12 protein-coding genes are annotated in these 11,636 nt (G+C 75.5%); 2 read left to right on the top strand and 10 right to left on the bottom strand.

Annotated elements, in window-relative coordinates; all coding sequences use genetic code 11:
• The 10 genes from RIF68_RS12980 to RIF68_RS12935 form a co-directional block, all read right to left on the bottom strand.
• Window positions 1-944, bottom strand: a 944-nt coding sequence (locus tag RIF68_RS12980) for a beta-ketoacyl synthase N-terminal-like domain-containing protein (protein ID WP_309051364.1), incomplete at its 3' end; no start/stop codon positions are given.
• A complete protein-coding gene (locus RIF68_RS12975; protein ID WP_309051363.1) occupies window positions 938-2,116 on the bottom strand; it encodes a beta-ketoacyl synthase N-terminal-like domain-containing protein in 1,179 nt (392 codons plus the stop codon). The genes RIF68_RS12980 and RIF68_RS12975, both read right to left, overlap by 7 nt.
• Window positions 2,116-3,144, bottom strand: coding sequence for a hypothetical protein (locus RIF68_RS12970; RefSeq protein WP_309051362.1), 1,029 nt, complete (start codon window positions 3,142-3,144; stop codon window positions 2,116-2,118). The genes RIF68_RS12975 and RIF68_RS12970 overlap by 1 nt, the downstream gene beginning before the upstream one ends.
• Window positions 3,141-3,890 carry an alpha/beta hydrolase gene (locus RIF68_RS12965; protein WP_309051361.1) on the bottom strand — a complete coding sequence of 250 codons (750 nt, stop codon included), beginning with the start codon at window positions 3,888-3,890 and terminating at the stop codon, window positions 3,141-3,143. The genes RIF68_RS12970 and RIF68_RS12965 overlap by 4 nt, the downstream gene beginning before the upstream one ends.
• The gene (locus RIF68_RS12960) at window positions 3,887-4,882 is read right to left on the bottom strand and encodes a beta-ketoacyl synthase N-terminal-like domain-containing protein (RefSeq protein WP_309051360.1); all 996 of its coding nucleotides are present in this window, start codon (window positions 4,880-4,882) and stop codon (window positions 3,887-3,889) included. The genes RIF68_RS12965 and RIF68_RS12960 overlap by 4 nt, the downstream gene beginning before the upstream one ends.
• On the bottom strand, window positions 4,883-6,025 hold the full coding sequence (locus RIF68_RS12955) for a beta-ketoacyl synthase N-terminal-like domain-containing protein (protein WP_309051359.1): 1,143 nt from the start codon (window positions 6,023-6,025) through the stop codon (window positions 4,883-4,885).
• Window positions 6,022-7,320: a beta-ketoacyl-[acyl-carrier-protein] synthase family protein gene (locus RIF68_RS12950; protein ID WP_309051358.1), complete on the bottom strand. Its 1,299-nt coding sequence runs from the start codon at window positions 7,318-7,320 to the stop codon at window positions 6,022-6,024. The genes RIF68_RS12955 and RIF68_RS12950 overlap by 4 nt, the downstream gene beginning before the upstream one ends.
• A gap of 5 nt (window positions 7,321-7,325) precedes the next feature.
• A complete protein-coding gene (locus tag RIF68_RS12945) occupies window positions 7,326-7,598 on the bottom strand; it encodes an acyl carrier protein (protein WP_309051357.1) in 273 nt (90 codons plus the stop codon).
• A gap of 94 nt (window positions 7,599-7,692) precedes the next feature.
• Window positions 7,693-8,622 carry a TIGR03619 family F420-dependent LLM class oxidoreductase gene (locus tag RIF68_RS12940; protein WP_309051356.1) on the bottom strand — a complete coding sequence of 310 codons (930 nt, stop codon included), beginning with the start codon at window positions 8,620-8,622 and terminating at the stop codon, window positions 7,693-7,695.
• 52 nt (window positions 8,623-8,674) lie between these two features.
• Complete coding sequence (locus RIF68_RS12935; protein ID WP_309051355.1) at window positions 8,675-9,106, bottom strand: SCP2 sterol-binding domain-containing protein; 432 nt, start codon at window positions 9,104-9,106, stop codon at window positions 8,675-8,677.
• 328 nt (window positions 9,107-9,434) lie between these two features.
• Here RIF68_RS12935 and RIF68_RS12930 point away from each other — a divergent pair, with 328 nt between their 5' ends.
• Together RIF68_RS12930 and RIF68_RS12925 are read left to right on the top strand one after the other, a co-directional pair.
• Window positions 9,435-10,688 carry an NAD(P)/FAD-dependent oxidoreductase gene (locus RIF68_RS12930; protein ID WP_309051354.1) on the top strand — a complete coding sequence of 418 codons (1,254 nt, stop codon included), beginning with the start codon at window positions 9,435-9,437 and terminating at the stop codon, window positions 10,686-10,688.
• A partial coding sequence (locus RIF68_RS12925; RefSeq protein WP_309051353.1) for a hypothetical protein occupies window positions 10,685-11,636 on the top strand: 952 nt, incomplete at its 3' end. The genes RIF68_RS12930 and RIF68_RS12925, both read left to right, overlap by 4 nt.

Here is an 11,636-nt window from a genome sequence, read left to right as displayed (position 1 = left end):
AGCGGGGTGAGACAGCCCGCGCCCGCCGCTACGGTCCGCACCCCGGCACCGGCGTGCCGTTCGAGGACCCGGGCGGCCCGGCGCCCACGGCGGGACGCGTCGAGCACCGCGTGCACCGGCAGCGGCGCCGGCGCACGCCCCGGGTCCTGGCCCAGGGCACGGAGCAGGTCGGTGAGCCGCCGCTCGCCGGTGCCGCCCGGCGCGTCGTCGGCGGCCGTGGACGGGACGTACGCCGTGACGGCCGCGCACCGCCCGAGGACGGGGGCCCCGCGCCGTTCGGCGAGCGCGCGGGGTTCGAGGACGAGGGCCACGGCGCCCTCCTCCCCGTACCGGCCGCCGGGCTCGCCGGGCGGCGGCCGGTCCTCGGCGGCGCAGACGAGCACCAGGTCCGCGCGGCGGGCGGCCAGCGCCCGGGTGGCGGCGAGGACGGCCTCCAGGCCTCCGACGGCGGGTGTCGTGAGGGTGAGGCCGAAGCCCTTGAGGGCCTGCTCGGAGGCCAGCCGGCCGGCGAGCACGTTGACGGCGAAGTACGGGGCGGTGGCCGGGCCGAGCCGGTCGGCGCCGTGCTCCACGACCGTGCGGTCCATCGCGCGGAAGAGGGGCGCCAGGCCGCTGTTGGTGGCGAGGACCATCCCGCGCCGCTCGTCCGGAACCGGAACCGGAACCGGAACCGGGCCCGGGTGCGGTCCGTGGGCCGCGCCGGCCGCCGGCGCCTCCGTGCCGGCCGGGAGGCCCGCCGCGGTGAGCGCCCGGCGCCCCGCCGCCAGCAGGTAACGGGCGGCGGGCGGCAGGTACTTGTGGCCCCGGGGCCCCAGTTCCCTCCCCGCGTCGAACCACTCGGCGTCCTCGGGCCCCGGGCGCCCCGGCCCGAGCCGCCGACCGGGATCGGGCCAGGGCGTCACCAGGCCCACCCCGGTCACCACCACCTCGTCGCGGCTCAGCACGGGACCGCCTCCCGGATGAGGAACGAGGCGTTGTTGCCGCCGAAGGCGTACGCGTTGACGAGCACCGCCGGCGCGGCGAGCGGCTCCGCCGACTGCGGCAGCCGTACCCCGCACTCGGGGTCCTGGGGCCCCACCGGCACATTGGGCGGCACCGTGGCGTGGCGCACGATCAGCGTGGCCGCGACCGCCGCGAGGCCGGCCGCCGCCCCGCCGGTGTGCCCGACGAGGGCCTTCAGGCTGTACACGGCGGGCACCTCACGGCCGGCCCCACCCGCGAAGACCTCGCGCAGCGCGGCGCTCTCCACCCGGTCGTTGAGCCGCGTCCCGGTGCCGTGCGGGACGACGCAGCCGACGGCGTCCGGCGCCGTCCCGGAGCGGTCGAGGGACTCCCGCATGGCGCGGACGATCTGCGCCCCGGAAGGCTCCGGCGCGGTCGGGTGGTGGGCGTCGCAGCTCCAGCCGGACTCGGCGAGTTCCGCGAGCGGCCGGGCGCCCCGCCGGGCCGCGTGCGCCGCCGACTCCAGGACGAGGACGGCCGCGCCCTCCCCGAAGACCGTGCCCGCCCGGTCCGCCGCGAACGGGCGGCAGCCCAGCGGGTCCACGGCCCCCATCCGGTTGAACGCGCCGAGCGCGATCCGCGCGTAGGCGTCCGCGCCGCCACCGACCACCACGTCGGCCTCGCCCGCCCGGATGAGATCGGCCGCCATGCCGAGCGCGAACCCGCTGGCCGAGCAGGCGTTGGAGACGCTCGTGTGCGCCCCGGGCAGGCCGAGCGCGGTCGCGACCTGCCCGACCACGTCGAACCCCGGCGTCCAGGGAGCGCCCCCGTCCGCGCCGCCCCGGTCGCGCCGCCGCTCCTCCTCGCCCGTGCCGCCCATGCAGGTGCCCAGGACCAGGGCCGTGCGGGAGGCCGGCAGCGTGGCGGGGTCGAGACCCGCCACGGACAGCGCCTCGCGCGCCGCGGCCACCGCGAACGACGCCGCCCGGCCGGGCGCCTGGGGCAGCCCGTCCTCGGGTGCCAGGTACATCAGCGGCAGGTCCATCCGGGCGTGCGGATCGGGCAGCTTGTCGGGCGGGCGGACGGCTCCCGCCGCCATCGCCCGCCACAGGGTGTCCGCCCCGGGGCCGTGACAGGTCACGGCCCCGACCCCGGTGACGATCACCGGATCCATCAGACCTGCCACCCGTTCAGTCCGCGCAGCATCCGGTCGTCGAACTCCACGAGGCTCCAGTCGCGGCGGTTCTCGATGCGGGCGTAGCCGTGCGTGATCCGGCCCGTCGCCGTCAGCAGCGGCACGCCGTCACGCAGCACGTAGGTGTCCATCCGGGCGGTGTAGGTGAGCCGCTTGAAGACGTTCTCGACGGTGAGGACCGTGTACAGGTCCTCCTCCATGCCGACCTCGCGCAGCATCGACACCGAGTTCTGCGGCACCACCGGGATCCAGTCCTGCTCGTCCAGGAGCCGCTTGATCGAGATGTCCCGGTCGGCGAGGAAGAGGTCGACGGCCTCCTCCATCAGCCGCAGGTAGCCGGACATCTGGAGCCGCTCGGTGAAGTGGCAGTAGAAGTACGGCACCCGCCACTTCCAGGCGTACGCGTTGGTGTCGGCGGTCAGCGCCCACAGGAACCGCTCGGCCGTGTCACCGCCCCCGACCGGCGCGCCGTCCGCGATCCGCGGCGGCACCGCGGCGGCCGGGACCCGGGCGAGGCCGGCGCGGTCGATCCGCTCCACCGTGTACGGCTCCAGGTCGGCCGGCACGGGCGCCGCGCCGCCGCCGCGCGGGTCGAGCCGCAGCACCACCCGGACCTTGGCCGTCACCGTGCGGACCGGCGTCGGGCCGTCCACGTGGAGGGTGACCCCGAGCGCCAGCTCGCCGTCGACGGGCTTCTCCTGCGCCACCACGCGCGCCGTCACGCTGTCGTCGATGTGCGTGGCGGACAGGATGCGGGAGTCGATGTCCACGATGTCCACGCAGAGCCCGTGCTCCTCGTACAGCCGCCCGGCCGCCCGGCCGGTGCGCCGCAGATGTTCCAGGACGGCTTCCTCGACCAGGTAGTTGACGTGTTTGAAGCCGATCCACGTACAGATGTTGGAGCCCTCGTAGCGGGGCCTGAGCCGGACCGTGGTGACGCTCTCGGGCGAGCCCGCGGGCGCCCCGGCCGGGGCGGCGGGGGACGCGGACGTACGGATCTGGGTCATGTCATCTCCAGCGAAGCGACAGGGGCGGCGGGCAGGGAGGCGAGGAAGTCGGAGAGCACACCGGTGAAGCGGTCCGGCTGCTCGGCCATCGGGAAGTGGCCGCAGCCGGGCAGCACGTGGAGCCGGCCGGCGGGCAGGGCCCGGACGAGCGCCGCCGCGTCCGAGGGGCGTGCGGCGAGGTCGTCCGCGCCGGTCACGGCGAGGACGGGGGTCCGCACCCGGTCCAGCGGCAGGCCGGGGGTGCGCAGGTACGCGCCGAAGAAGTCCATCCACCCGTAGGGACCGATGCGTTCGCGCACGCGCCGGGCCATCGAGGCGCGGGTGGCCGCGGACAGCCGGCCCCCGGAGGTGACGGCCAGGCCCTCCTCCAGGATCAGGTGGAACCGGGTGAGGTAGTAGTCGATCGTGGCCCAGTCGAAGTCGCGCCGCTCCGCCCGGTAGAACGGTGAGACGCACACGGCCCCCAGCAGCGGTGGCCCGGCCCGCTCCTCCCGGACCAGGTACTCCAGGAGCGCCGTCGCGGCGAACGAGTGCGCCACGACCACCTGGGCGCGGGTCGCCCGCAGCGCGCGGGCCACCAGCTCCGCCGGTTCCTCCGGTGCCCGCGGGCCCGCCGTGCCGTGCGCGGGCCAGCTGATGTCGACCGGGACGAACCGGCTGCCCTCCGGTGCGGCGGCGCGGCAGGCCCGCCACACCGCCGTCGTACCGGCCAGGCCGTGCAGCAGGGCGACCCGGGGCCCGTTCACGCGCCGGCCCCCGCCGCCGTGGCGGCGAGCAGCAGCAGGGCCGCCGCGCCGTCGTCCCCCTCGCCGCCGGCCGAGGCGAGCGCCGCCGCCTGCCCGGTCCGGGCCAGCTCCGCCGTCCCGGCGACGCACTGCAGGACGCCGAGCGCGCCGGAACTCCGCCCCCAGCGCAGGGACAGGTCGTGGGCGGGGAGGCCCGCCGGCCCCGTGTCGCCGCCTGCGGGCCGCCCCTCGGGGACGTACCAGCGGGCCGGGGCCGCCGGTTCGTCCGCGCGGACGGCCGCGACGGCGGCGTCCGGGTCCGCGCGCCGGGCGTACGGGCCGACGCGGGCGAGGGGCCGCGCACCGCGTGCGGCGGCGGCCGGGGCCGCCTCGGCGACCAGGGAGACCGCTCCGTCGAACAGGCCGGGCCCGCCGGTCCCGACCAGCCGCCGGACCGGCTCGTTGACCGGCTCGACACCGATCACCAAGGCGTGGTCGAGGCGGCCGGCGGCGATGAGCGTACGGGCCCAGTGGACGGCGTCCAGGCCGGACGTCGGCCCGTTGCACAGGGTCACGTTGGCGCCGCGCAGGCCGTGCGTGATGGCCACCCAGGAGGCGGTCACGTTGCTCGCCGTGTTGGGCAGCAGCATCGGGCTGGTGGCCGTGTAACCGGCGCGGTGGATGGTCGCCGAGGTCTCGCAGACCGTGTCCACGTTCCCCCAGTTGGTGCTGACGACCACCCCGAACCGCAGCCCGTCCACGAGGGGGCCGCCCCCACCCTCCGTCCCCTCCGGCGCGTCCAGGGCCTCCGGCAGCCCGGCGTCCGCGAGGGCGTCCCGCGCGGCGCAGAGCGCCAGCCTGGTCGCCCGGTCCTTGTAGCGCAGCCCGGGGCCGCGCAGCCGCGTCACCGGATCGTCCCCGCCCGCCACCGGCCCGCGCAGCAGGGTCTCAGGACCCCCGGCCCCGGCCACCGCCGTACCGAGCCCCGTGATCACCACATCCCGTGCGCGCACCTAACTCACCTTCTCCACCACGGCCACCGCGTTGAGGCCGCCGAACCCGAAGGAATCCACCTGCGCCAGCGACATGCCGCGCTCCGTCACCGGCTCGCGGGCCAGCCGGAACCCCGCCACCTCGTCGATCGGCTCGTCCAGACCGAGCGTCGGCGGCACCCGACCGCTGTGCAGGGCCTGCACGGCCGTGATGAGGCTGTGCAGCCCGGAGGCGCCCGCCGTGTGCCCGATCATCGACTTGACCGCCGTCATCCGCGGCGGCCTCGGCACGCCCGCGAACACCTCGCCGAGCGCGCGCGCCTCCGCCTCGTCGTTCAGCGGGGTGCCGGTGCCGTGCAGCAGCACCAGATCGACGTCGGCCGGCTTGATCCCGGCCCGCCGGTGCGCCTCCCGCATGACGCGGCCGATGCTCCCGCTGTCGGGCGCCGACGGGTGGTACGCGTCGCAGTTGAGCCCCACGCCGCGCACCGTGGCGTACGCCCGGGCGCCCGCCGGGGCCCCCGGGCCGCGCCGCAGCACGACGGCGGCGGCGCCGTCTCCCTGGAGCATCCCGCGCCGCCCCCGGTCGAAGGGCCGCACCGACTCGGGCGCCTCGCGGTAGACCCGGTCGAGCAGCCCGTAGGTGCTCTCCGTGATCGTGTCCACCCCGGCGACGACCACCGTGTCCGCCTCGCCCGTCTCCAGCAGGTCGGTGCCGAGCCCCAGCGCGTACAGGGACGCCGAGCAGGCGTTGGCCACCGTGTACGTCCGGTCGGCGCCGAACCGCTCGCGCAGCGCCGTCCCGAAGTGCAGCCGGGCCGCGTCGAACGGCGCGCCCTCGCACCAGTTCAGCTCCACCGACCGCAGCTCCCGCAGGGTGGTGCCGACCAGCACCGGCACCCCCGTGAGGTCCCCGGCCAGACCGGCGTCGGCCAGCGCCTCCGCCACCGCGCGGAGCAGCCAGCCGGTGGCCCGCAGCGGCACGTCGGTCCCGGGCGCCGGCCGGTCGTCGATCTCGTACGCGTGCCGGGCCCGGAACCTCGACCGGTCGAAACCGCGCAGTTCGGCGAGGCCGCTGCGCCCCTGGGCGAGCGCCGCGAACGTGGCCCGCGCGTCGCCGCCGACGCTGCTCACCGCGCCCATGCCGGTGACGAGGACGTTCATCCGGCGGCCCCCGTCCCGGCCCTGGCCCGTCCGGCCCCCTCGTCGGCCTCGTCCGCCTCGTCGCCGGGCTCGTCGGCCGGGTACCGGCCGAGGACCAGGACCGCGTTGTTGCCGCCGAACGCCAGGGCGTTGTTCTGCACCACGCGCAGCCGGGCCGGACGCGGCACGTTCGGCACGCAGTCCAGACCGCACTCCGGGTCGGTCTCCACGTGGTTGATCGTCGGCGGGATGAACCCCTCCGAGAGGGCGAGCGCGCACGCCGCCGACGCCAGCGAACTCGCCGCGCCCATGGTGTGCCCGATCATCGCCTTGATGGAGATCGTCGCCGGCGGACGGTCCCCGAACACCTGCCGGATCGCCGCCGCTTCCGTGACGTCGTTGGCCCGGGTGCCGGTGCCGTGCGCCGAGATGAAGTCGATCTCCTCCGGCTTCACCCCCGCACCGGCGTGGGCCAGCTCCATGCAGTGGGCGATGCTGTCCCGGTCCGGGGCCACCGGGTGGTGGGCGTCGCAGTTCAGTCCGTACCCGAGCACCTCCGCGTAGATCCTGGCACCGCGCGCCAGCGCCGAGTCCAGCGTCTCCAGGAGCAGCACCCCGGCGCCCTCACCGGTGAGGATGCCCTTGCGGTTGACGTCGAACGGCTGGCAGGCCTCGGGCGCGATGGTGCCGAGCCGGTAGAACCCGGTGAACGTCTTGCGGCACATGGCGTCCGCGCCGCCCACCAGCGCCACGTCGGCGTCACCGCCGCGCAGCGCGTCGAGACCGTGCCCGATCGCGTAGTTGCCGGCCGCGCACGCCGTGGCCAGGGTCGTCGCCTCGACGTCGACCAGGCCGAGTTCCCGGACGATCGCCGTCGTCAGCCGGCCGGCCGAGACCCGGCGGGCGACCACCGGGTCCAGACCCTCCGGGCCGTCGGCGAGCTGGCTCTCGACCAGCCGGTCCAGGTCCGCCGACTCGCCGTCGGTGGTGCCGACGCAGACCAGGGAGCGGCGCCCGCGCAGTTCGCCGAGCGGCATCCCGGAGTCGCGGACCGCCATCACGGCCGCGGCCACCGAGAACTGCGCGGCCCGCCCCAGCTCCTCGGGGGAGACCCGGCTCATCCACTCCGCCGGGTCGAAGCCGGTGACCTCGCAGCCGTTGGCGTGGGCGAAGCCGGTGGTGTCGAAGGCGGTGATGGGACGGGCACCGTTCCGGCCCGTGCGCAGCCCCGAGAGGAACGCGCCGACGCCGATGCCGATGCTGGTGACGGTGCCCAGACCGGTGATGACGACCCGGTTCGGGCTCACGGGGCGCATCCGGGTCACCGGGCCGCGAGCGCCTGGTCCACGACCGCCTCGACACCTTCGAGGTTGACCATGCGACTCATGTCGGCCTGCTCGATCGTGATGCCGAAGGTGCGCTCCAGGGCGGCGAGGATCTCGATCGCGCGCAGCGAGTCGGCGCCGTGCTCCTCCTTGAAGAGGCTGGTCGGGGTGAGTTCGGCCGGGTCGATCTCCAGGATGTCGCAGACGAGGTCCTTGATCTGCGCGCGGCGCTCGTCCGGGGTGGTGACGGTCGGGTCCGAGGCGGTCATCTGTCTCTCCGTAAGGCGTGCGGGGACGGGTGGGACGGTGCGGTCACGTGCGGTCATGTGCGGGGTACGGCGGGGAGAGCCGGGCGCCGCCCGGTCACAGCAGCGGCAGGACGTCCTTGACCAGCCACTCCATGGCCTCGACGATCTCGGCGGGGCGCATCGACAGGTCCAGCACGGTCAGCGAGACACCGACCCTGCGGTACGCGTCCAGCTGCTCGGCCACCTCCTCGGCCGTGCCGCGGATGCTGACCCGGTCCGACATGAAGTCCATGACCTCGAACGGCGGGACGAGCGCCCGGCGTACGGTCAGCTCGATCTCCCCGGGGTCGCGCCCGGCCTCCTCGGCGAACCGGGCGAGCGTCTCCCGGGCCGGCGGGATCTCCTCCGGGTACAGCTCGTGGGCCAGCCAGCCCTCACCGAGGCGGGCCACCCGCCGAAGCGCGGCATCGGTGTTGCCGCCGACGTACACCGGCGGGCCCTTCTCGGTGTGCGGCCGGGACGCCAGCCACATGTCGTCGAAATCGGTGAAGCGGCCGTGGAAGGAGGTCGGCCTGCGCGACCCCCACAGCGTCCGCATCACCTCGATCGCCTCGTCGGTGCGCACGCCCCGCTCACGGCGCGGCACCCCGACGGTGCGGAACTCCTCGTCCATCCAGCCGATACCGGCGCCGAGCACGATCCGGCCCAGCGACAGCTGGTCCAGCGAGGCCAGTTCGGAGGCGAGGATCACCGGGTTGCGGTACGGCAGGGCCAGCACGTGCGTGCCGATCCGGACGCGTTCGGTGGCGCCGGCGACCAGGCCCATCACGGCGATGGGCTCCAGCCAGGCGACGCCCCAGTTGTAGGCGTCCGCCGTCTTCGCGCGCGGATACAGACAGGTGCTCTCCCGCCGGCGGGGCAGCGCGACGTGGCTGCTCACCCACACCGAGTCGAAGCCCATCCGGTCCGCGGCCGTGGCGACCTCGAGGACGTAGCGGCGCCGGCCGGGCGGCCCCACCGTGGGCAGTGCGATGCCGAGCTTCATCGTGGCCCTCCTGATCGGGTCTCTGCTTCGGTCCTGGCGGACGGCGGGACGGTCAGGACGGGCGGGCGAACCAGTGCTCCAGCTTCGCCGCGTACAGCGTGTTGCCGGACAGCTTGACCTTGCCGCCGAGGAAGGCCTGCATGCCGTTGAGCCGCCCGGTCAGCAGCTTCAGGAACACCGGCAGCGCGACCGAGGTCGTCAGCTTCGGCGCCTCCGTACGGCCCCGGCCCGTCTCGCAGGTCCCGTCGGCCACCTTCACGAAGTACTCGTGCACCCCGTCCGGGGTCCTGATCTCGTACTGGAAGGACGCCTCCTGGCCCTTCGCCCGGTCCGCGCGGAACGCCTCGGGCATGTTGGCGAAGATGTCGTCCAGAAGACCCCCGATCCCGCCCTCCTGGCGCCGGGCGAAGTCGAACACGTCCTCCTCCCTGCGGCTGCCGGCGACTTCCCGGATCTGCTCGAACCTGCTGGTGTCCAGGGCCATGGCCCACGCTCCTCGTGGTGGCGTTCGGCGCGCTCCACCGGGGCCACCGGGCCCCGGACGTCCCGACGCGGGTCGGACGGCCCCAACCTGCCGTTCCCCGCCCGCCCGCGCACAGGGCCGTCAGGGCGGTGGATCTGCGCCCCGCAGGGAGCGGCTGCCGGGCCTGACCGATGGGCCCGCCCGACCGGTCACCCCCTTGGGGCGATGCGAGCCGGGGGAGCGGCGGCTTTGCTGTCCGGGGCGCCGGCCCCCGCCGAGCCGCTCCCGCGCGCGCTCGCCGAGCCTCCGCACCGGGGCGGTCGCGCCCCAGAACCCCCGCGGAGGTCGTATGTACGACGTGATAGTCGTCGGAGCCCGCTGCGCCGGGTCCCCGCTGGCGATGCTCCTGGCCCGCTCGGGGCTCCGGGTGGTCGTCCTGGACCGGGCGGCGTTCCCCCGCGACACCGTCTCCACGCACTACATCCAGCCGAGCGGCCTGGCCCGGCTCGCCCGCTGGGGACTGCTCGACCGGCTCACCGCGACGGGCTGCCCCCCGGTCACCGAGGCCCTGTGGTGGTTCGGCGACACCGCGGTCCGCGGCTTCGCCCCGCCGGACGGCGACATCGGCTTCGCCCTCGCCCCGCGCCGTACCGTCCTCGACGCCCTGCTGGTCGACGCCGCCCGCGAGGCCGGCGCGGAGGTCCGCGAGCGCTGCACCGTCCGCTCCCTCCTGCGGAGCGACGACGGCACGGTCACCGGCGTCCGGTACCAGAGCGAGGGCGGCCCGCCCCGCACCCTGCGCGCCCCGGTCGTCGTCGGCGCGGACGGGCGCGACTCGACCGTCGCCCGGCTCGCCGGCGCCCCCGCGTACCACGCCAGGCCGCCGCTGACCGTCGTCTACTACACCTACTGGCGCGGTCTGCCGGCCGGACGCCGTCACCGCAACGAGGTGTTCCTGGAGGGCGACAAACAGATCGGCGTCATCCCCACCCACGACGACGCCTACCTGGTGCAGGCCGCGCGCCCGCGGGACTTCTTCCCCACCTACCGTTCCGACATCGAACGCCACTACCTCAAGGCCGTCGAGGAGGCCGCGCCGAGCCTGGCCGCCGAACTCGCGGGCGCCGAACGGGTCGAGCGGTTCCGCGGCAGCGCCGCCCTCGACAACTTCTACCGCCGCCCCTACGGCCCCGGCTGGGCCCTCGTCGGCGACGCCGGCTACCACAAGGACCCGCTCACCGGACAGGGCATCAGCGACGCCTGGCGCGACGCCGAACTCCTCGCGGAGGCGATCCTTGCCCACCGCTCCGGTACGGCCGACTGGGACACGGCGCTGGCCGCGTACGAACGCGCCCGCAACGCCGCCTCCGCGCTCCTCTACGACTTCACCTGCGAGGCGGCGAGCTTCGAGTTCGACCCCATGACCCGCCAGCTGGTCCGCGTGCTCGCCGAACACCGCGAGGAGGCCGACCGGTTCTTCGGCGTCATCGCCGGAACCGTGCCCGCCGAGCGGTTCTTCGCCCCCGACAACCTGCTGTCCCTGCTCGGCCGGCTGCCCGGCGACGCCCTCGCGGAGCTGACCGGCACGGAAGGAACCCCATGACCACCGAGCACGAGCCCCTCACCGGCGACCGAGCCGTCCCGCACCTGAAGGACTTCGACCCCTACCGGGACGCGTTCCGCGCCGACCCCTACCCCGAGTACGCGCGCGTCCGCGACCACGGCGGTCCCGTCTACTGGGACTACCTGGACTCCTACGTGGTCAGTCACCACGCCGACGCGGCCGCCGTCCTCGCCGACCCCCGCCTCGGGCTCCGGCCGCCGGACCCGGTGGCCGAACTGCTCGCCGTCATGGTCCCCGAGTCCCTGCGCTCCATGGAGCGCACCCTCCTCTTCCAGGACCCGCCCGACCACACCCGGCTGCGCAACCTCACCCGGCGGCCCTTCGCCTCCCCCCGGCTCCACGGGGTCCTCGCCCAGGCCCGCGAGGGCGCCGACCGGATCCTCGCCGAGGCGCTGCGCCGCGGCGGCCTGGAGGTCGTCGACGACCTGGCCTTCCCCGTGTCGCTCCAGGCCATCGGCGACCTCCTCGGCGTGCCCCGGGCCGACCTGCCGCTCCTCAAGGACTGGGGGCAGGCGATGTCCCCGGCCGCCGACATCCCCGCCGACCCCGGCTCCATCGAACGGGCCGTGGAGGCCTTCGAGGCCTTCGACGCCTACCTCGGCGACCTCGCCGAGCGGCGCCGCGCCGACCCGCGCGACGACCTGTTCTCCTCCCTCGTCGCGGCCGAACGCGAGGGCCTGATGAGCCGCGCCGAACTCCACGCCAACGCCATCCTGGTCTTCATCTCCGGCCACGAGACGCTGGTGGCCTTCACCGCGAGCGCCGTCCTCACCCTGCTGCGCCACCCCGACCAGCTCGCGCTGCTGCGCGCCCGACCCGAACTCGCCGCGAGCGCCGCCGACGAGGTCATGCGGTACGAGAGCCCGCTGCAACTGGCCACCGCGGGCGGCGGGCGCTGGACCGGGGAGGACGTCGAGCTGAGCGGCC

The organism is Streptomyces sp. (assembly GCF_031178505.1).
GTDB classification, from domain to species: Bacteria; Actinomycetota; Actinomycetes; order Streptomycetales; family Streptomycetaceae; genus Streptomyces; species Streptomyces gulbargensis.
This window is presented reverse-complemented; position numbering and strand designations above follow the sequence as displayed.